This is a genomic window from Azospirillum mesophilum (assembly GCF_053470405.2).
Window position 1 is genome coordinate 92,171 of record NZ_JBPXMQ020000011.1, and the last position, 20,051, is coordinate 112,221.

Annotated in this window: 13 protein-coding genes; 6 read left to right on the plus strand and 7 right to left on the minus strand. The window is 69.3% G+C overall.

Features of this window, described 5'->3' with window-relative positions:
- Positions 1-96: 96 nt before the first annotated feature.
- Positions 97-822 (plus strand): hypothetical protein, encoded by a 726-nt coding sequence (locus tag ACSVC7_RS13080; RefSeq protein ID WP_448204756.1) that lies wholly within the window; start codon positions 97-99, stop codon positions 820-822.
- Between the two features lie 7 nt (positions 823-829).
- On the opposite strand, the gene ACSVC7_RS13085 is transcribed toward ACSVC7_RS13080, so the two are convergent.
- Genes ACSVC7_RS13085 through ACSVC7_RS13100 form a run of 4 tightly spaced genes read right to left on the minus strand, consistent with a single transcriptional unit; the run spans position 830 to position 4,875 of the window.
- Entirely contained in the window at positions 830-2,842 is a 2,013-nt protein-coding gene (locus tag ACSVC7_RS13085) for an O-linked N-acetylglucosamine transferase, SPINDLY family protein (protein WP_448204755.1), read from the minus strand.
- A 10-nt stretch (positions 2,843-2,852) separates the two neighbouring features.
- Entirely contained in the window at positions 2,853-3,182 is a 330-nt protein-coding gene (locus ACSVC7_RS13090) for a YdbL family probable chaperone protein (RefSeq protein ID WP_448204754.1), read from the minus strand.
- Positions 3,179-3,460, minus strand: coding sequence for a YnbE family lipoprotein (locus tag ACSVC7_RS13095; RefSeq protein ID WP_448204753.1), 282 nt, complete (start codon positions 3,458-3,460; stop codon positions 3,179-3,181). Before ACSVC7_RS13095 ends, ACSVC7_RS13090 begins: the two co-directional genes overlap by 4 nt.
- Positions 3,457-4,875, minus strand: coding sequence for an intermembrane phospholipid transport YdbH family protein (locus ACSVC7_RS13100; protein WP_448204752.1), 1,419 nt, complete (start codon positions 4,873-4,875; stop codon positions 3,457-3,459). Before ACSVC7_RS13100 ends, ACSVC7_RS13095 begins: the two co-directional genes overlap by 4 nt.
- A 196-nt stretch (positions 4,876-5,071) precedes the next feature.
- On the opposite strand from ACSVC7_RS13100, the gene ACSVC7_RS13105 reads away from it, so the two are divergent.
- The gene (locus ACSVC7_RS13105; protein ID WP_448204751.1) at positions 5,072-5,599 is read left to right on the plus strand and encodes a peptidylprolyl isomerase; all 528 of its coding nucleotides are present in this window, start codon (positions 5,072-5,074) and stop codon (positions 5,597-5,599) included.
- A gap of 74 nt (positions 5,600-5,673) precedes the next feature.
- Here the strand turns inward: ACSVC7_RS13105 and ACSVC7_RS13110 are convergent, their stop codons facing one another.
- A complete protein-coding gene (locus ACSVC7_RS13110; RefSeq protein WP_448204750.1) occupies positions 5,674-8,409 on the minus strand; it encodes a protein kinase domain-containing protein in 2,736 nt (911 codons plus the stop codon).
- A 270-nt stretch (positions 8,410-8,679) separates the two neighbouring features.
- Here ACSVC7_RS13110 and ACSVC7_RS13115 point away from each other — a divergent pair, with 270 nt between their 5' ends.
- Positions 8,680-9,585 carry an aldose 1-epimerase gene (locus ACSVC7_RS13115; RefSeq protein ID WP_448204749.1) on the plus strand — a complete coding sequence of 302 codons (906 nt, stop codon included), beginning with the start codon at positions 8,680-8,682 and terminating at the stop codon, positions 9,583-9,585.
- A gap of 3 nt (positions 9,586-9,588) precedes the next feature.
- Here ACSVC7_RS13115 and ACSVC7_RS13120 read toward each other — a convergent pair whose 3' ends face one another.
- On the minus strand, positions 9,589-10,401 hold the full coding sequence (locus tag ACSVC7_RS13120; protein WP_448204748.1) for a lysozyme inhibitor LprI family protein: 813 nt from the start codon (positions 10,399-10,401) through the stop codon (positions 9,589-9,591).
- An 11-nt stretch (positions 10,402-10,412) separates the two neighbouring features.
- Complete coding sequence (locus ACSVC7_RS13125; RefSeq protein WP_448204747.1) at positions 10,413-11,336, minus strand: hypothetical protein; 924 nt, start codon at positions 11,334-11,336, stop codon at positions 10,413-10,415.
- A gap of 306 nt (positions 11,337-11,642) precedes the next feature.
- On the opposite strand from ACSVC7_RS13125, the gene ACSVC7_RS13130 reads away from it, so the two are divergent.
- The 3 genes from ACSVC7_RS13130 (at position 11,643) to ACSVC7_RS13140 (ending at position 20,029) form a co-directional block, all read left to right on the plus strand.
- Positions 11,643-14,996 carry a transglutaminase family protein gene (locus tag ACSVC7_RS13130; RefSeq protein ID WP_448204746.1) on the plus strand — a complete coding sequence of 1,118 codons (3,354 nt, stop codon included), beginning with the start codon at positions 11,643-11,645 and terminating at the stop codon, positions 14,994-14,996.
- 243 nt (positions 14,997-15,239) lie between these two features.
- Positions 15,240-17,288 carry a di-heme-cytochrome C peroxidase gene (locus ACSVC7_RS13135; protein WP_448204745.1) on the plus strand — a complete coding sequence of 683 codons (2,049 nt, stop codon included), beginning with the start codon at positions 15,240-15,242 and terminating at the stop codon, positions 17,286-17,288.
- Between the two features lie 125 nt (positions 17,289-17,413).
- Positions 17,414-20,029, plus strand: coding sequence for a circularly permuted type 2 ATP-grasp protein (locus tag ACSVC7_RS13140; RefSeq protein WP_448204744.1), 2,616 nt, complete (start codon positions 17,414-17,416; stop codon positions 20,027-20,029).
- Positions 20,030-20,051 lie beyond the last annotated feature (22 nt).

The following is a 20,051-nucleotide window of genomic DNA, read 5'->3' on the forward strand; positions in this document are numbered from 1 at the left end:
ATACGCCCCAGACCAAAGGTCAGGTCAGGGGGTTGCATCGACGCCCCGTTCTGGGTAGCCATAGCACCCTCTCCTTCCGAGCGGATCGCACGCACCATGTCCCTGGGACGCTACGATTACGAACGTCGCTACCGTCGCCGCTTCTGGGCGGGGTTCGGGAAGTTTTCCATGTTCGCGGTCGTCATCCTCGGCGTCGGCCTCTTCGCCTACCAGATGGGCATCGAGCAGCTGAAAGGCCGCGACGTGACCTTGCGGGAGGAAAACGCCGCCCTGTCGCGCCAGAAGGCCGAGCTGGAGCTGCTTGCCAGCCAGATGCAGCACGCCGCCCGAACCGCCGAGGCGCGCTCGGCGGAGCTTGAGGGCCGGCTCCAGCGCGAGGTGCCGACCGGGGACATCGCCCGCTTGGGCAGCCTTGTCGCCGAACGCCTGAAGGGCGGCATGGACGCCAACCGCCTCGCCTTCGTGATCACGCAGGCACAGCCGCCGCGCAACTGCCAGCAGCCGGAGAACAAGCGCTTCGCCCTGTCCACGCCGCTGCTGAAGTCCGGCAACCGCGCGGTCGGCTTCGGCAACGGCACGGTGACCGTCAGCGGCGAGGGCCAGTCGGCCCGCAATCCGCAGGGCGCGGCGGAAAGCTGGTTCGACCCGGCGCAGCCCGTCACCATCAAGGTCACCGCCATCGGCGGCAAGGAATCCGTCGCCACGGGCGTGCTGCCGCTGCACCATGCGGTGGTGGTCGACAACACCGAATACCGCTTCACCTTCACCGCCGGCCCGCGTTCCTTCGTGGAGGTCACGGCCGACCGCTGCCCGTTCCCGTAACCGAGGCTCAAGCCTCGTCCGGAACAGCGAAGGCGCGCGGAGGATCCCCGGCGGCGTGGATGGCCCACATCGTCTCGTAGGCGCGCTCCAGCGCGCGGGCGAGGCGGTCGGTGTCGAACAGGGGCGCACGCTCGCGCCCCGCCGCCAGACGCGCCTTCAAGGCCGCCACCTCGTCCGGCTGACGCGCCAGGCGCAATGCCGCCGCTTCATAGGCGGCCCAGGAATCAACCGCCAACTCCGGAAGCCCAACCGCGCGCAGCAGGCTTGCAGCAACGCGAGAGGCGAAGCCCTCGCCCCGCAGCGTCAGCACCGGCAGGCCCGCCCACAGCGCGTCGCTGGCCGTCGTGTGGGCGCCGACGGGTGCCGTGTCCAGGAACAGGTCGGCCAGCCGGTAGCGCGCCAGATACTCCGGCAAAGGCAACCGGGGGGAGAAGGCCAGCCGCTCCGCCGCCACGCCGCGCTTCGCTGCCTCGCGGCGCAGATTCCCGGCGACCTCCGGGTGGCTTTCCAGCAGCCACAGCACGCTGCCGGGAACGGCGCCCAGCAGCCGGCACCACAGGTCGAACAGGGTGGGCGTGATCTTGTAGGCGGCGTTGAAGCAGCAGAACACCACGCCCTGCTCCGGCAGCCCGCAGACCGCACGGCCAGGGACGGTGCCGATGGGCCGGCTGCGGTCGTTGGGCTGGTAGCAGGCCGGCAGTTGGACGATCGGCTCCGCGAAGTCAGGCTGCCGCTCGAACGGCGTGACCACGGGATCGCCGATCACATAGTCGATGAATTGGGCGCCGAGCGTGCCGGGATAGCCCAGCCACTGCGCCTGCACCGGTGCCGGGCGGTGGGCCAGAATCTCGATTCGGGCGTTTTGGGTGTGGCCCTTGAGGTCCACCAGCACGTCGACGCCATCGCCGTGAATGGTTGCTGCGGCTTCCGCATGGGACGAACCCGACAGGTCGAGGAAGCGGTCGAAGGCGCTGACCAGACGCCGGCGCATCGGGCCGCCATCGTCGGGACCGTAGGAATAGCCGATCACCTCGACCCGGCGCCGGTCGTGCCGCTCGATGAGTTCTGCGATCAAAAGGGCGGTGGCGTGCTCGTGGTAGTCGGCCGACAGGTACCCGATGCGGAGGCGGTCCCGTGGCCCCGCACCATCCGGGAACCGATTTGAGAGGATGGAGCGCGTCCGCCACGCCGTGTAGCGCTCCGCGCAGGCCCGCTCCAACGCCGGCCCGGCGCCCTCGCCAAGGAAGATCCAGGGGTGGACCTGCTGCGTGGCGCCGTCTCGCACCGCCGCGACCAGCCGCGCCGACCGCTCCGCCAGCCCCTCCCAACGGCAGAGATGCCTCTGTTGCTGCACCAACTGCGCCAGCACGCCGCCAACGTCAGGCAATCCGAGCGCCAGTGCCCGTTCGAAGCCTGGCAGGCTCTCGGCGATTCGCCCCGCCTCCTTGTGGAGGAGCGCCAGATTCGCGTGCGCTTCCGCCAGATCGGGCCGCAGGGCGAGCGTCCTGCGGTAACTGGTCGCGGCAAGCTCCGCCCGCCCCTGCACCTGGAGGACCGATCCGAGATTGAGCCACGCGGGCACCAGCGCGGCGTCGAGCGCAACGGCGCGGCGCAGAGCGTCCTCGGCCTCGTCCAGCCGGCCGAGCGCCCGCAGCAGGACGCCCTGGTTGCAGAGCGCCGGCGCGAAACGCGGCATCAGCCGCGCCGCCTCGCCGTAGGCCTCCGCCGCCTCGGCGAGCCGTCCGAGCGATTGAAGCGTCAGGCCCAGGTTGAAGTGGTTGCCCCCGAAGTCGGGCAGCCACGCCAGAGCGCGGCGGTGGTGCGCCTCGGCCTCAACCGCCCGGCCCTGCCGCCGCAGCGCCTCCGCGAAGCCGGAGCGTGCCACCGCCTCCTCCGGCGTGCCGGGCTCGTCCAGGGCGTCCAGGGCGGCGAACAGGGCGGCCAGTGCCCCGGCGTCCCCGGGAGAGGCCTTCAGCGCCTGCCGGCTCGCCTGAAGCTGCGCGCGAAGGTCGGGAGGCATGCCGGTCCCGCTACTTGCGGACCCACTGGCCGCCGGACAGGACATACTGGCCGGCCGGCGTCCGGTCGATCAGCTGCTGCCCGGCCAGGGCCTGGACCTGATCCACGGAGGTGCCGTTGCCGCGGGCGATGTCACGGTAACGGGCGATGCGCTGGGCGTTCACCTGCTCCGCCAGCTGGGCGGCGGAGGCGGGCGCGCCGGACACGACGCCGACCAGCCCGTCCGGCCGCTCCCCGATCTGCCCCGCGGCCTTGGCAGCCGCCAGGGCGTCCTGGGCATGCACAGGTCCGGCGAGGCCGAGCGCGAGGACCAGCCCGAGCGTCGCGAGGATGCGGTTCATGGCGCCTTCCCTCCCTTGGCGGCTCCCGACCCTTTGGTGGCGCCCGAACCTTTGGTGGCTTCCGCTGGCGGCAGGCCGAACAGCGCCGGGTCGTCGGCAATGGCCTTGTCCAGGTCGCGTTCGACCTTGACCCGGACTTCCTGCTCGATCTTGACGTTCAGGTTGATCTCGATGGGCTTGTCGGGGGCCTCGATCTTGACCGTGGGCGTGCAGGCCGTGGCGGCGACGGCGGCAAGGCCGATCGCGGCGGCGTGGCGGAGGAGAACCGTGCGTCTCATGGATTTCTTCGTTCGAACTCCGTCATGCGGTCGCGGACCGCGTCGGGGATGCGGTAGGAATCGAGGCTCTGCCGCAGGATCCGGTCGAGGGCGCCGCTCACCTTAAGATTAAGCGCGACCGGATAGCCATCGTAGAATGCGGGGTTGGCGCCGCGGATCGCGAAGCCGACCCGCAGGTCGCCGCCGGCCTGCCCATCCACCGTGGCGCGCAGGCTTTCGTAGCGGAAATCGGTCAGAGCGCCCATCAGCATGTCGGTCGGGCTGCCCTCCTCCCCCTGCAGGAATCCCGGCGGGCGGGCGGGGTCGTAGCGCAGGGTGCCCGGCGCGTCGGCCTCCAGCACGCCGCCGTCCAGATGAATGCCATCCGGTGCGAATCGCACGGGCAGATGGCCGCTCACGGTCCCGGTGGCCTCCAGCCCCTCCACCGCGGCGAGGTTCAACAGAGGCCCAAGGGGTATGCCCTCCGCGCGCAGGGCGACGGTGCCCTTTGGTGCTGCGGGGTTTATCTCCACCGGCTCGGCCCGCAGCAGCCCGCCGGCCCAGCGCCATTCGGCCTGCTCCACGGACAGGCGTCCGTTGCGCCCATAGCCGAAGCGGATTGTCCCGTCGGTCAAAGGCAAGCCGACGTCCAGAAGCTTGACCGCCAGGGTCTGGCCGGGCGGAACCACCGGAGGAAGGAGGCTGCTCAGCCTCACCACACCGTTGATGCCGGAAACGGCAATGGGACCGAACCGGCCGCCCAGATCGGCGATTCTCACATCCCCCTCGCCTTTCAGCCCCTCCCCGCCCCAGCGGAAGCGGGCCTTGGCGGTCAGCGTTCCGGCCGCTTCGGTGACCGGTCCGGCTCCCATCCAGGCGGCAAGGGTGGGAAGCCCTTTTGCCGAGGCGGTCAGCGTCGCCGTCCCCTGCTGCTCCGTGCCCACCCCCGTCATCGCCAGCCGCAGCGAGCCGTGCGCCGTCCCCTGCGGTGTCGCAAGAGTGACGGCGGCGTCCTCGACGCGAAGATCGTCTACGGGCAGCGCGATCCCGCCACCGGAGGCGCCACCGTCCCCTTTCCCACCCGTAAGGGGTAGGCCGGCGAGGCGCAGGCGCCCATCCTTCCCGGCATCCAGCCGCAGGCGCCCTTGGCTCAGCACCAGCTTGGCGATGCGTCCCTTGAGCAGCGTGGACAGCGGATGTTCGATCGTCACCGTGCCGCCGACCGCCCCGACCTTGTCGAGGCGCAGGGTGGCGCGGCTGTGGGCCGGGGCGAGGTCGGTGACGGTCACCGCCGCGTCCGGAAAGCCGGCTTGGCGCAGGGCCAGGGTTGCGGCGCCGCCGGCCAACTCGGCCCGGTAGACCGCAAGCACAGCGATCGCCCCGCCGCCCACCGCCAGCCATACCAGCCCTCGCCGCACGCTCCACCCCTTGGCCATCGACCACCATCCGTCATGAACACCGGCGTGGGAGATTACCTTCCACGCCCAGCGGCGCGCGAGAGGCAGACCTTGCGACAAAGTATGGACATCGTGTTCGCCGGGCGGCTTTGCATCCGCGCCGGTTTACCCTATGGTCCGTCAGCGGAATCGGCACATCGGAGAGTTTCGCATGTTGCGGTGGACGCGCATTCTCATGGCGGCACTGTTCGCCACATTCTTTCTCGTTCAGGGGGAGGCCAAGGCCTTGGATCCGGAAAACACCCTTTACCTCGACCTCAAGGACGGCCGCGTGGTGATCGAACTGCGCCCGGACCTGGCACCGAACCACGTCGCCCGCATCAAGGAACTGACCCGCCAGGGCTTCTACAACGGCGTCGTGTTCCACCGCGTGATCGACGGCTTCATGGCCCAGACCGGCGACCCGACCGGCACCGGTTCCGGCGGTTCCGGCAAGAAGCTGAAGGCGGAATTCTCCGCTGAACCGCACGTCCGCGGCACCGTGTCGATGGCCCGCACGCCGGATCCCGACAGCGCCGACAGCCAGTTCTTCATCTGCTTCGCGCCGGCCTCTTTCCTGGACCGCCAGTACACCGTCTGGGGCAAGGTCGTCGAAGGCATGGAGTTCGTCGACAACATCAAGAAGGGCAGCCAGGCCCGCAACGGTCAGGTCTCCGACCCCGACAAGATCGTCAAGATGCAGGTCGCGGCCGACGCCAAGTAATGGCCAAAGCCCGGTAGCGGTCGACCCAAAAAGCCCTTCTCCCCGACGGAGAAGGGCTTTTTTTCCAATGGACCTCAGGACGCGTTCAGGGTGCCGGTCATGGCGCGTTGCAGGTCGCGCATGCTCTGCGGCCGCTCCTGCCAGCGCATCGACAGGCCGGCGAACAGCACCTTTTCGAAGGCGGGCGGCACCGCCACCCCGTACTCCGACAGCTTCGGCACCTTGTCGTTCATGAAGCGGCTGGTCGCGTCGGGCGGCGCCTTGCCGGTCAGCGCCTGATAGGCCGTGGCGCACAGGGCGTAGACGTCGGTCCAGGGTCCCTGCTTGCCGTCCGGCGAATACTGCTCCGGCGGGGCGTAGCCCGGCTTCAGGATGACGGTCAGGCCGGAGTCGCGCCCCGCCGCGTGCCGGGCGGCGCCGAAGTCCAGCAGCTTGCGCTCGCCGCCGGTGGTCAGGAAGATGTTGTCCGGGCTGATGTCGCGGTGGACGAGCCCATGCTCGTGCACCGCCTGGAGCGCGCGCATGATCGGCGAGAGGATGGTCAGCGTCCGCCGCGCGTCGATGCGCCCGCCGCATTCCGCGACGTACTTCTTCATGGTCCGGCCGTCCAGCAGTTCCATGACGAGGTAGGCGGTCTCGTTCTCCTCGAAGAAGTCCTGGACGCTGACGATCTCCTTCACGTCCCGCAGGCGGGCGAGCAGCCGCGCCTCGTCGAGGAACTTGGCGAGGCCGGCGGTGAAGTTGCGCGCGTGATCGTCGGAAAAGGGCATGACGCTGAGCGAGCCGGGAACCCGCGAAATCAAGTTGGCCGGGTAGAATTCCTTGACGGCCACCTTGACGTGCAACCGCTCGTCCCAGCCGAGATAGGTGGCGCCGAAGCCCCCCTGCCCCAGGATCCGTCCGATCTTGTACCGGCCCAGCAGGGTCGTGCCCGGCATCAGGTGGATGCCGTTGCGGTTTTCCATCTGCGACGGGTAGCCGCAATCCCGGCAGGCCTCGCGTTGGCCCTTGGGGCTGAAACAATTGGGGCAGACCGCGCTGCCTCCCACCGGCCCGGACGGGCGCTCGGCCTGTTGGGCGGCGGTGGCGACGCTGACGGGACGGGACGAAAGGTCGACGGCCACCGTCTCGGCGGCGGTCGCCAGCTGGCGCGGCGCACGCCGGCCGGCAAGCGGCCCCGGAGCGGTTGGCGCCGATGACGAACCCGGTGGCGAACCGGATGGCGGCGCGGCGGTGGCGCGCACCGGTGCCGTCTTTGGCGCTGGCGCGTCGGGCGGCGGCTGGGTCTGCGACGGGACTTGCCGCAGCCTGTCCAGAAGCTCGTACAGCCGGCGGACTTCGGCCTGGGCGATCTCGTCGTGCTGGACGGTGACGAGGTCGGCCTGGAACTGCGGCTGCCGGACGATTTCCAGGATGTGCTGGCGCAGCAGGGGAAGCGCCCCTTCCTCGCGGACGAGGCCGGAACAGGCCAGTTCCGCCAGACGGATGGTGCGGCGGCGCAGCATCGGCTCGATCTGGCGCAGGCGTTGCGCGAGACGGCCACGCTTGGCGAACTCGTCCACGATGAACTCGGCGCGGCCGGCGATCCGCGCCTTCACCGCGTCGGGCAGACCGCAGGCGCGCAGCGCTTCCACCGCTCCCGCCAGCGACTGCTGGACGAGCGCCGTGTCCGGCGTCTGCACGATCATGTTCTCGACCAGCAACTCGTTGCCGAGTGCCGCGTCCAGCGCGTCCGCGATCTCGCCCATGTGGCGCTCGGCCGCCGGAACCGTGGAGACGGCGGCCAGATAGTGGATGCGGCAGATGAGGTCGGACTGCGTCTCGCTGAGCCCGACGATGGACCGACGGTAGGCGCTGGCCCCGCCCTGCTCCAGCCGCCGCGAATAGCGGACGGTGATCGCATCGGCCATCGCGCCGCCGCCGGTCAGTCCGGCCGGGGTCAGGAGATGGCCGATCAGCGTCCGCAGCAGTTCGGCCTCCTGGTCGGCCGCACCGCGTCCCAGCGGCTGGGGCGCGCGCAGCTGCCGCCGGATCCGCTCCAGCACCATGGCGCGCGCCAGCGGCAGCTTGCCCTGGCGGAACCAGCCGTTCAGGATCCCGATGCGGTTCGGCCCGAACGTCTCCATGGGGACGCGGCCGAACAGGGTGTCGCACAGCTTCGCGAGCACCGCTCCGGGCGACAGGGCCGCGCCGAACAGCTCCTGCCCGGCCCCAACCGAGGCGAGGACGTCGCCGATGACACCGTCCACGGCGACCATGAGGCGTTCGTTCTGGTCGCCGTCGCCCTGGTACAGCTCGACCAGCCGGTCGAGCTTGGCCGACCATGTCCGGTGCTCCGCGAGGTCGAGGCTGATCGCAACGCGCAGGTCGTAGTCGAAATTGCCCGTCGGCGCGCGGCCGGGACCGCCGGCCAGCACCGCCTCGACCGGAACCCGCCCCTTGGGAAGTCCCGCGAAGGCGACCTGCGCGACGCGCGCTTTGGCGGAGGTCTCGTTGATGGCATTCTGAACCGCCGTGCGGCGGGCCTTCTGGTCCTGGCCCGGAATGCGCGCCTGGACCGTGGCGACCTTTGCGGTGGCGACCTCGACCAGCTGCGACTGGTCGAGCAGGGCTTTCAACAGCTTTGCGTTGTGGATGACCTCGGTCGGAGTGAGGACCATCGTGTCCAGATACTGGCGCAAGGCGATGCCGATGACCATCCGTCCTTGCTCGCCATGGAAATCGGCGAGCGAGGTGCATAGTTCGGCCTCGTCAATCGCGCCGACGGAGCCTGAGGACACGGCCTGCATGGTGGACAAAGGCTTGGACACGCGGTGCCTACGAAGGAATGCGGCGCGACGGGCGTCGGCCGGAGCTGTGGTGGTGCATTGTCGGAGGGGACCGGTAAAGAGCCGGTGTATAAACCCGACGCATACTAAGCGTCACGGTTGCGGAATCGAAACGCCTTTTTTCGCGTACCCAGGCCTTGCGCACGCGTCAGGGCGCGTGTTCCGGGCGTCACCATCGCGTGAGGCGATGCACTTTCTTTCCCGCGCCGGCTGTGCGATACCCGGCGGACGACCGACCGCCTGGAGGCCGATTTGGGGAAGGATGCCGAAATCCTAGCGCTGCGACGCGGCGACATGGAGTGCGTGCTGTGCCCGGAACGGGGCGGGTCGATCGCCCGCCTGACCAGGCATGGGCCGGAGGGCACCGTCGAGTTGCTGCGGCCGGCGTCCGACTGGGCGCTCGCCAGCGGGTCGGCCATCGACATGGGCTGCTTTCCGCTGGTTCCCTTCTCCAACCGCATCGACGGTGGCCGCTTCCGGTTCGACGGACGCGACGTGGAGCTTCCGCTGGACATGGACGGCTGCCCGCACGCCATCCACGGGCATGGCTGGCGCGCCGCCTGGACGGTCGAGGACCGCGAGGAATCCTTTGCCCGCCTCGTCTACCGCCACGCCGCCGACGGCTGGCCGTGGCGCTACGGCGCAACGCAGGACATCGTGCTGGAGGAGGACGGGCTGCACGTTGCGCTGGACCTCGTCAACGAGGACAGCCGGCCGATGCCCGCGGGGATCGGTCTCCATCCCTATTTCCCGAAGCCGCCGGGGACGCGGCTGGACGCGCGCGTCCACAACGTCTGGATGAACGACCCAACCCTCCTCCCGGCCGAGCGCGCGCCGCTGCCCGCCGCCTGGGACTTTCCGGAGGGGGTGGAGATGGACCGGACGGTGCTCGACAACGGCTTCACCGGCTGGGACGGCCGCGCCGCCCTGACGTGGCCGGGGCTTGGGCTGCGGCTGACGCTGACCGCCGACGGTCCTTTTGGCCATCTGGTGATCTACGCACCGCGGGGCGAGGACTACCTGTGCGTCGAGCCCGTGACGCACATGACCGACGCGGTCAACCGCAGCCGGGAGGCCGATGCCGGCCTGTGCACGCTCCAGCCCGGCGAGAGCCTGCGCGGCACGATCCGGCTGCGGTTGGAAATGATTCCGTCCTGAACCTCAGCGGCAGCGGACGAAGGTCGCGCCGAAGGGAAGCGGCTGCTCCAGGCGCAGAAACAGCCGGTCGAGGCGCGCGGCCTCCGCCGCGTCGAGACGCAGGGTACCCTTCGGGCCGTTCCCCGCGTCGGACGCGAAGGCGACATCCTCCTGCGCGAGATCGCCGCCGTCCAACTTCACGCGCCCTTCGACCGGGAAGCCGGGAATGCGCGGGTCGTGCAGGCTGAGGGTCGAGTCCTTGGACAGTTCCAGGTAGGAGACGCGGCAGTCGTCGACCGGCGTGCGGGCCACCGGATCAGCCTTGGCCCAGCGGCCGACGAGGGCCGGCAGACCGGTCGGGCGCTTCGCCGGAGCCGGCTTGGCCTGGGCCGGCGCCAGACGGGGTGGCGGGGCGGCGTCGGTGATGGTCACCGGCTCGTCGGCCACCGGCGCGCGGCGGGCGGCCAGTTCGCTTTCCAACGCCTTGGTGCGCTCCGCGATCTGGCGGGACAGGCAGCCGGTGCGGTCCTTGCCCTTCTTCGGGTCGGCCAGATCCGCCTCGCTCACCGGGCAGGCGGCGTCGCGCCGCTGCATCCAGGCGCGCTGGCCGGCGGCCAGCGGTTCGCGCCCGGCCTCCCCGGCGGCGTCGGCGAGAGCCTTGAGGGCGGCATCCATCTTCTCCGAAGCGGCGCCGAGCGCCGCGTCGCGGCAGATGAGTTGACCCGCCGGGCTGTCCGCCGCGCAGTCTAGGGCCGGAGCTTGGGCCGGAGCTTTTGTCTCCGCCGCCATGGCCGAACCGGCCGCCAGCAGACCCGCCAGAACAATCGCTGCCCGCATCGGAAAATCCCTCATCCCGGAAACGCTTCCAGCACGGCCTTGACCTGCCGCTGGAAATCCTGGTCGGTCCGATAGCGCGTCAGAACGGTCTTGTCACGCTGAACGAAGAACAGCATGTCCTCGCGGCTCGGCAAGGACCGCTGGTTGGGCTTGTCCAGCAGCTCACCGCTCCAGTCCACGCGGGCCATGAAATAGGCGGCGCGCGAGTAAAGCATGAACAACTTGTTGTCCGGCGTCAGTTTTTCCCGGCGCAGCAACGCATAGTAATAATAATTCCGCGCATGAAAATAGTTGGTGTAGATCGCCTGCAGCGCAGCGAAGCGTTCATCGGGACTGTTGATCTTCTTGATCTGCCGTTCCAGCTTGAACCCGGCAAAGAAATATTCACGCGCCTCGTTTTCGAAGGAGAAGGCGGCTCCCTTCATGAGCGCCATCTGCTCCCCATACCGACGCAAAATGCGCCCCATCAGCAGTTCGAGGAAGCGGCGCTCGGCGGCGAGTTCGTTCGGAATCTGGAAGATCAGTTCGAACACATGGCGCAGGTGATAGGGGTGCCGCACCACGATGACTGGGACGGGCCTTCCCTTCCCCTTGCCCGGTCCGCGCCGGTCGCCGGCCATCGTCACGGTGGGCGATACCGACGCGACGACCGACGCGATGGTGTCCTGCACCTTCCAACGCAGCGTGGTGTGGGCCGACTGCTTGCCGATGTGAAAGCGCGCCAGGATACGCTGCAACCGTCCGCGCCATGTTTCCTGGGGCATCTTGTGCGTCGGCAGGTCGGGCACGACGAGCGGGTTGCCGAGCACGTCCGGCGGCGGCGGCAGGGGCGTCAGATTGAAGTAGCGCCCGGTGACGACGCCGCGCGCGCTGCCGCCGGGCGCCGAACCGCCCGACCGCAAGCCGCCGCCACCCGACGCCGCCAGCGATGCCATCCTCTGCGAACACCCTTCGTTCCGTCCACGCGGTGGGCAACACGCGAAAAAGTTGTTGCCTCGGCCGGACTTATACCCGTTACAAGAATAGGGTCTCCCTTATAGAGTCGCACGGAAAGCAATAAAAGGCGCCGTTCCGTCGCGGGCTGGACGCGTGACTTTTGTGCAACTGATTTTTGCCGCGGGTGCGAAGGCGCGCTGTGCGCCTTACCACTTCGGTGGTAACTTGCCCCATCCGCCTGCCGGACTGTCCCGGTCGGCAACGGCCGCCGCAGACCACGCCGCCAAAGAAAACGGGGAGCATTCATGGCGATCCACGTCGCTCTCAACCACAAGACCGTCTACCGCTACGACCGTCCGATCAATCTGGGACCGCAGATCGTCAGGCTCCGTCCGGCGCCGCATTGCCGCACCCCGATCCTCAGCTACTCCCTGCGGGTCTCGCCGAAACAGCATTTCCTGAACTGGCAGCAGGACCCGCAGTCGAACTACCAGGCGCGCTTCGTCTTTCCGGAGAAGACGCGGGAATTCACGGTGGAGGTGGACCTTGTCGCCGAGATCGCCGCCATCAACCCCTTCGACTTCTTCCTGGAAGAGAAGGCCCAGACCATCCCCTTCGCCTACGAGCCGTGGCTGGAACGGGAGCTGCGCCCCTATCTGGAGGCGGAGGAGCCGGGACCGCTGCTCGCCGCCTATCTGGCCGAAATCCCGCGCGAGCCGGCGGCGACCATCAACTTCCTGGTGGACATCAACCAGCGCCTGCAGAAGGACATCGGCTACGTCATCCGGCTGGAGCCGGGCATCCAGGCCTGTGAGGAGACGCTGGGCAAGCGCACCGGTTCCTGCCGCGACTCCGCGTGGCTGCTGGTGCAGATCCTGCGGCACCTGGGGCTGGCGGCGCGCTTCGTGTCCGGATACCTGATCCAGCTGACCGCCGACCAGAAGGCGCTGGACGGCCCCTCGGGGCCGGAGGCCGACTTCACCGACCTGCACGCCTGGACGGAGGTGTTCCTGCCCGGCGCCGGCTGGGTGGGCCTCGACCCCACCTCCGGCCTGCTGGCGGGCGAAGGGCACATCCCGCTGGCCTGCACGCCGGACGCCTCCTCCGCCGCCCCCATCTCCGGCCTGATCGACGAGTGCGAGGTGGAGTTCGGGCACGAGATGTCCGTCACCCGCATCTACGAGGCGCCGCGCGTCACCAAGCCCTACAGCCCCCGGCAGTGGGCGGGCATCGAGGCGCTGGGCCACCGCATCGACGAGGAGCTTCGGGCCGGCGACGTCCGCCTGACCATGGGCGGCGAACCGACCTTCGTGTCCATCGACGACATGGATGGCGCGGAGTGGAACACCACGGCGCTCGGCCCCAACAAGCGCAAACGGGCCGCCGACCTCGTGCACCGGCTGATGAAGCGCTTCGCGCCCGGCGGGCTGCTGCATTTCGGGCAGGGCAAGTGGTATCCGGGCGAGTCGCTGCCGCGCTGGGCCATGACCATCTACTGGCGCCGCGACGGCGAAGCGCTGTGGGCCAACGCCGACCTGCTGGCGCGCGAGGACACCGACTACGGCCACACCACCGACGACGCCGGGCTGTTCCTGACGACGCTGGCGAAGCGGCTGGGCCTTGACCCGGCCTTCGTGCTGGCCGCCTATGAGGACCCCTGGCACTACCTGCGCCGGGAATCGCAGCTGCCGGTCAACGTCGATCCGCTGAACAGCAAGCTGGACGACAAGGAGGAGCGGGAACGGCTGTCCCGCGTCTTCACGCGCGGCCTGAACACGCCGGTCGGCTTCGCCATGCCGATCAACCGGCGCGTGACGCAGGAAGGGCCGGTCTGGCTGTCCAGCGCGTGGCCGCTGCGCCAGGAAAAGCTGCTGCTGGTCCCCGGCGACAGCCCCGTCGGCTACCGCCTGCCGCTGGGCTCCCTGCCCTGGGTGGCGCCGCAGGACTATCCCTATTCCTGGGACGTGGACCCGTTCGAGGAGCGCGCGCCCCTGCCCCCGCATCCCGTGCCGGTGCGCCAGCGCGTCCGCGAGGCGGTTCAGGAACCGGATCGCGGCGTCCACCCGGACAAGCGCCGCGCCCAGCTCCAACGCGCCATGGCGGAGGTGCGCACCGAACTGCCGGAGGAAGGCAAGTCGGCCTGGTGGATCGTCCGCACGGCCCTGACCTGCGAGGCGCGCGACGGGCGCCTGCACCTGTTCATGCCGCCGATGAACACGCTGGAGGACTATCTGGCGATGCTGGCGGAGATCGAGGCGACCGCCGTCGAATTGGACATGCCGGTGGTCATCGAAGGCTACCAGCCGCCGAAGGACCCGCGCCTGAACTCGCTGGCCGTGACGCCGGATCCGGGCGTGATCGAGGTGAACATCCACCCGGCCCACGGCTGGGACGAGTTGGTCCGCAACACGCAGGAGCTTTACGAGGACGCGCGCCAGTCCCGCCTGGGGGCCGAGAAGTTCATGATCGACGGGCGCCACTGCGGCACCGGCGGCGGCAACCATGTTGTGATGGGCGGCGCCACGGCGGCGGACAGCCCCTTCCTGCGGCGGCCGGACCTGCTGCGCAGCCTGCTGACCTTCTGGCAGAACCACCCGGCGCTGTCCTACGCCTTCTCCGGCCTGTTCATCGGCCCGACCAGCCAGGCGCCGCGCGTGGACGAGGCGCGCGACGACACGCTCTATGAGCTGGAGATCGCCTTCAACCAGCTGGACAAGGCGGCGGAGGCCGGCAACTGCCCGCCCTGGCTGGTGGACCGCGCGCTGCGCAACCTGCTGACCGACGTGCAGGGCAACACCCACCGGGCGGAGTTCTGCATCGACAAGCTCTACTCCCCCGACAGCTCCAGCGGACGCCTCGGCCTGCTGGAGTTCCGCGCCTTCGAGATGCCGCCCCACGCGGAGATGAGCCTGACGCAGCAGCTTCTCCTGCGGGCGCTGGTCGCGCGCTTCTGGAAGGCGCCCTACAAGGGCCGGCTGGTGCGCTGGGGCACGGAACTGCACGACCGCTTCATGCTGCCTTATTTCGTGCAGCAGGATCTGGCCGACGTGATCGCCGACCTGCGCGACCACGGCTATCCCATCGAGGAGAGCTGGTTCGCGCCGCACATGAACTTCCGCTTCCCGGTCTACGGCCACGTCGTCCAGCGCGGCATCACGCTGGAGCTGCGCATGGCGCTGGAACCCTGGCACGTGCTGGGCGAGGAGCCGGGCGGCGGCGGCACCGTGCGCTACGTCGACAGCTCGGTGGAGCGGGTGCAGGTGCGCGTCACCGGTCTGACCGACGCGCGCTACGCCGTCACCTGCAACGGCCGTCGCGTTCCGCTGATCCCCACGGGAACGGAGGGCGAGTTCGTGGCCGGCGTGCGGTACCGCGCGTGGCAGCCGCCGTCCTGCCTGCACCCGACCATCCCCGTGCACACGCCGCTGGTCTTCGACGTCGTGGACCTGTGGGCGGAGCGATCGATCGGCGGCTGCACCTACCACGTGATGCATCCGGGCGGCCGCAACTACGACACCTTCCCGGTCAACGCGAACGAGGCAGAAGGCCGGCGGCTCGCCCGCTTCTTCCCCTTCGGCCACACCCCCGGCCCGATGGCCATGCCGGCGGAGGAGCGCAACCCGCAGTTCCCCATGACGCTGGATCTGCGGCGCGGGTAAACGCCGGACAACACACCCGTCCGAGTCGCATAGGACTCGGACGGGCAGCCTATGACGCGCGCTCCGCATTGCATTCATTCGTGGTCGAAAAGCACTGGGTCCGCATCCAAAACGCGATTTATAGAACCGTTCTTCCCGCATTGCAGATGCATCGGAAAGCTTTTGCGCCCTTAGAATTGTTATCCCGCTAAGCCTTGAAGGATCGTCGGCCACGCGCCGAACCCGACTTCAGGAGCGAAAGGAATGAACGCCCGCCTGCTGACCGCCCTTGCTGCGGGAACCATGCTGCTCAGCGCCTGCGCCGAACAGCCGCCGGCCCTGCCGCAGGACACCACCATCAAGCCGCCGCAGCAGATCGGCGATCTCTGGTATCTCGATCAGGGTTGGAACGACCAGGACCGCCAGTGGTACTACAACACCACGCAGGGGTCTCAGATCATCCGCTACGACTGGTTCATGGCGCTGGAGGATCCGGAAACCAAGGACCTGTTCCACAAGGGCATCACACGCTTCGGCTATCTGCGCGGCACGCCCAGCACCGGCAACCCGGACCTGTTGCCCGTCGGTTTCGTGAAGGACACCGATTCCGACAGCACCGCCTGGGTCGGCATGACCTGCGCCGCCTGCCACACGGGTGACGTGCGCGTCGGCGACAAGACCATGCGCATCGACGGCGCCGTGACGACCGGCGACCTGTACGGCTTCATCAGCGCGCTCAGCCGGGCGGTGCACGCCACCGTGGCGGTGGATGGCAAGTTCGAGCCCTTCGCCAAGCGCGTGCTCGGCCCCGACGCAACCGCGCAGCAAAAGCGCGACCTGCTGGCAAAGCTGCAGGAGTTCGACGCCTCCTTCGCCCATTTCGTGGAGAAGAGCACGCCGGCCACCCCCTGGGGGCCGATGCGCACCGACGCCTTCGCGATGATCTTCAACCGCGTCTCGGCCATCGACCTGAACATCGACAAGAACAACGCCGCCCCCGACGCCCCGGTCAGCTATCCCTATCTGTGGGATGCGCCGCACCAGTCGGTGGTGCAGTGGAACGGCCTGATGGACAACAACGGCGCGCTGGCCGCGCTGGGCCGCAATTCCGGCGAGGTTCTGGGCGTCTTCGGCAAGGCCACCTTGAAGAAGCCCAAGCACGCGCTGGATTTCTATCCGTCCACGGTGCGCGCCCGCAACCTGATCAACATGGAAAACCAGCTCCGCGCTCTGCGCTCGCCGGTCTGGCCGGAGCAGATCGCCGGCCCGATCGACCGCGTCAAGGTGGCGGCGGGCAAGGAGCTGTATGACCAGAACTGCTCCTCCTGTCACGCCGTCCTGAAGCGGACGGAGCCGAACACGACCGTACCGACCACGATGGTCCCGCTGTTCAAGTGGGCGAACGAGGACGACGCGACGCAGGTCGCGAACACGTTCCGGCTGATGTGCACCGGGGACCAGGGCGTCCAGCAGGCCGTGGACCGGGGCCTCGTCACGGTCAATTACGGCGCCGACCCGAAGACGGCGGTGGACGCGCTCTGCCGCTTCGTGAATCCCGGCGTGCTCACCGGCACCGTCATGCCGCCGGCCGAAATCAGCACCCTCCTCAAGAAGCTGCTGAAGCCGATCGCCCCCGACATCGCCAAGAAGGTGCCGACGGGGACACCGCTCGCCAACCCCGATCTGGCGGCGCTCCTGCTGTCGAACGCGGTCTTCGGCACGATCCTGCAAAATGTGTCGGACGAACCGGAACTGCTGGCCCTTCTGTTCGGCGAAGACATCGTCAACGGCCTGCTCGGCCAGAGCAAGGGCAAGACCAAGTCGGGCACCAGCGCCACCAACGTGACGAAGGCGCTGGCCGTCGCCAAGCTGCTGGAAAAGGCCCCCGACACGCCGACGATCATCGCCGCCCCGACGCCGGCGGAAAAGGCGGTTGCCGTCCGGAACGCATCCGCGACCGCCAACCCGCAGCCCTCAGCGCAGGACGTGTCGATCTCCACGCTGGCCCGCAAGCTGCTGGCCTACAAGTCCCGCCCGCTGGACGGCGTCTGGGCGACGGCGCCCTACATGCACAACAGCTCGGTCCCGAACCTGTACGAGCTGCTGCTGCCGGTGTCCCAGCGGTCCGCGACGTTCCGGGTCGGCACGACCTCGTTCGACCCGGTCAAGGTCGGTGTGGATCAGGCGGCGTCGGACAACAGCTTCACCTTCGACACCAGCAAGCCCGGCAATCGCGCCACCGGGCACGAGTATGGCGCGACCCTGACCGACGAGCAGCGGTTCCAGCTCATCGAGTATCTGAAGACCCTGTAACCGGGGCACGACACCCCGGCCGGATTCTCATCCGGCCGGGGCTCTCCGATCCGCCGCTTGCATCGGCCGGGGTGGGCGTTCACACTCCCATCGCAATAGACCAGACGTGAGCGTGCGAACCCGCCTTGTCCGACCGCGATAACCCCTTTTCCGATCCTCCGTTTCCGGATCCCAACAGTCCCGCGCCGCTGGGATTGCGCACGGTTCCGTTCCTTCAGGGGTCGTTGTTCGGCGAGGCCGACGCGCTCGGCTACGGCACGGGGCAGGTCTATGACGAAATGGTCACCGGGCAGGGCCGCCTGCGCCCGCACTGGCAGACCTTCATGGGCACGCTGGGCCCGCTCGACCCCGAACTGATGGCGGAGCGGTGGGAGGAGGCGCGGCGCCTGCTGCACCAGAACGGCGTCACCTACAACATCTACGGCGACCCCAAGGGGATGGAGCGGCCCTGGCCGCTCGACATGGTGCCGCTGCTGATGCCGTCGCACGAGTGGAAGGCCGTCGAGTCGGGCCTGACGCAGCGCGCCACGCTGCTGAACGCCATCCTGGCCGACATCTACGGACCGCAGACCCTGACGCGGAGCGGCCGGCTGGCGCCGGCGGTCATCCACGCCGATCCGGGGTTCCGCCGCGCGGTCCACGGGATCCGGGTGCCGAACGACATCCATCTCCATTTCTACGCGGCCGACCTCGCCCGCGCGCCGGACGGGCGCTGGTGGGTGCTGTCCGACCGCACCCAGGCGCCGAGCGGCAGCGGCTACGCGCTGGAGAACCGGGCGGTGATGTCGAAGGTGCTGCCCGACAGCTTCCGCCACTGTCAGGTGGAGCGGCTGGCGCCCTTCTTCGACGCCTTCAAGGAAACGCTGCTGGCGCTCAGCCCCCGGCGCGACCAGCCGCGCGTCGTGCTGCTGACCCCCGGCCCCTACAACGAGACCTATTTCGAGCACGTCTACCTCGCCCGCTATCTCGGCATTACGCTGGTGGAGGGCGCGGATCTGACGGTGCGCGACCGGCGGGTGTTCCTGAAGACCCTGTCGGGGCTGGAGCCGGTGGACGTGATCCTCCGCCGCCTGGACGCCGACTTCGCCGACCCGCTGGAGCTGCGCGCCGACAGCTCGCTCGGCGTACCGGGGCTGGTCGAGGCGGTGCGCGCCGGCACGGTGGCGGTGGCGAACGCGCTGGGGTCCGGCTTCATGGAGTCGATGGCGGTCAAGTCGTCCCTGCCGACTCTGTGCCGCCACCTACTGGGCGAGGAGCTGAAGATGCCCGGCGTCGCCGTCTGGTGGTGCGGCAACGACGCGGAGCGCGCCTACGTCATCGACCATCTGGACGGGCTGGTGGTGAAGCCCGCCTTCCCCTCCCTCGCCTTCGAGCCGATCTTCGGCGCCGACCTGTCGGCGGCCGAGCGAATCGCGCTGGTGGAGCGGATCAACGCCCGTCCCTGGTGCTACGTCGCGCAGGAACGGCTGGCCCTGTCCACCGCCCCGGTCTGGCAGGGCGGCCGGCTGCAGCCGCGCCCCCTGGTGCTGCGCGTTTTCCTGTGCGCGCGGCCGGACGGCAGCTATGCGGTCATGCCCGGCGGGCTGACGCGCGTGTCCACCGAATCCGGCAAGCTGGTCGTCTCCATGCAGCGGGGCGGCGGCAGCAAGGACACCTGGATCCTCTCCCCGCGCCGCAGCGAGACCGCCCCGGCGCGGCAGAGCCCGCAGCCGGCGCCCGAGGAATCGGCGGTGCCCACGCTCCGCCCCGCCGCCAACGACCTGCCGAGCCGCGTCGCCGACAGCCTCTACTGGCTGGGCCGCTACGCCGAGCGGTCGGAGGGCGCGGTGCGCCTGCTGCGCGCCACCCACACCCGCCTGACCGACGGCACCATGCCCGGCGCGTCGGCGCAGCTGCGCCCGCTTCTCTGCCTGATGGCGTGGGAGGGCATGATCCCCTGGGACCTGACCCGCGTGTCGGAGTTGGGCAGCGGGCGGGCCTTGCGCAATGCGCTCCACACCTCGGTCGTCGATCCGGACCACCCGAACAGCCTGCGCGCCCAGGTGCAGCGGCTGCACCGCACCGCCTATTCGGTGCGCGACCGCCTGTCGCTCGACATGTGGCGGGTCGTCACCATGCTGGAACGGATGAGCCAGCCGCCCAAGCAACGGCTGGACGCCGCCGCCATGCTGCTGCGGCTGGACGATCTGGTGACGCTGCTCGCCGCCATCGCCGGCATGGAACAGGAAAGCATGACCCGCGGGCCGGGCTGGCGCTTCCTGGAGATCGGGCGCCGCATCGAGCGCACGCTGCACACCCTCTCGATCATGCGAGGCGTGAACGTCGCCGGCCTCGACCGGCAGGACGAAAGCGCGCAGGCCGCCACGCTCGCCGTCCTGCTGGAGCTTGGGGAGAGCGTGATGACCTACCGGTCCCGCTACCTCACCAAGGTCAGGCGCACCCCCGTGCTGGAGCTGCTGCTGGCCGACGAGTCGAACCCGCGCTCGCTCGCCTTCCAGCTCGCCGCGCTGGAACGCCACGTCGAGTCCCTGCCCGGCGGGGCGGGCGGCGACTCCGGCGGCCCCACCGCCTCGGCCCTGTCCATCGTCCAGTCGGCCCGCGCGTCGCTCCGCAACCCGGAGGCGTTGCGGTCCAGCACCGACCTGAACCGCCTGCTGGACACGCTCGCCATGTCCCTGCCGGACATTTCGAACCTCCTCACACACGCCTATTTCAGCCATGCCTTCGCCCGATCGGCCTGACGCCCTCACTTCCCCGGCGACC

Excerpts from the sequence above, each read along its gene's own strand:
- ACSVC7_RS13120 (WP_448204748.1), bottom strand. The coding sequence starts at position 10,401 with ATGCGGGCAGCGATTGTTCTGGCGGGTCTGCTGGCGGCCGGTTCGGCC.
- ACSVC7_RS13080 (WP_448204756.1), top strand. The coding sequence starts at position 97 with ATGTCCCTGGGACGCTACGATTACGAACGTCGCTACCGTCGCCGCTTC.
- ACSVC7_RS13135 (WP_448204745.1), top strand. The coding sequence starts at position 15,240 with ATGAACGCCCGCCTGCTGACCGCCCTTGCTGCGGGAACCATGCTGCTC.
- ACSVC7_RS13125 (WP_448204747.1), bottom strand. The coding sequence starts at position 11,336 with ATGGCATCGCTGGCGGCGTCGGGTGGCGGCGGCTTGCGGTCGGGCGGT.
- ACSVC7_RS13100 (WP_448204752.1), bottom strand. The coding sequence starts at position 4,875 with ATGGCCAAGGGGTGGAGCGTGCGGCGAGGGCTGGTATGGCTGGCGGTG.
- ACSVC7_RS13085 (WP_448204755.1), bottom strand. The coding sequence starts at position 2,842 with ATGCCTCCCGACCTTCGCGCGCAGCTTCAGGCGAGCCGGCAGGCGCTG.
- ACSVC7_RS13095 (WP_448204753.1), bottom strand. The coding sequence starts at position 3,460 with ATGAGACGCACGGTTCTCCTCCGCCACGCCGCCGCGATCGGCCTTGCC.
- ACSVC7_RS13105 (WP_448204751.1), top strand. The coding sequence starts at position 5,072 with ATGGCGGCACTGTTCGCCACATTCTTTCTCGTTCAGGGGGAGGCCAAG.
- ACSVC7_RS13090 (WP_448204754.1), bottom strand. The coding sequence starts at position 3,182 with ATGAACCGCATCCTCGCGACGCTCGGGCTGGTCCTCGCGCTCGGCCTC.
- ACSVC7_RS13130 (WP_448204746.1), top strand. The coding sequence starts at position 11,643 with ATGGCGATCCACGTCGCTCTCAACCACAAGACCGTCTACCGCTACGAC.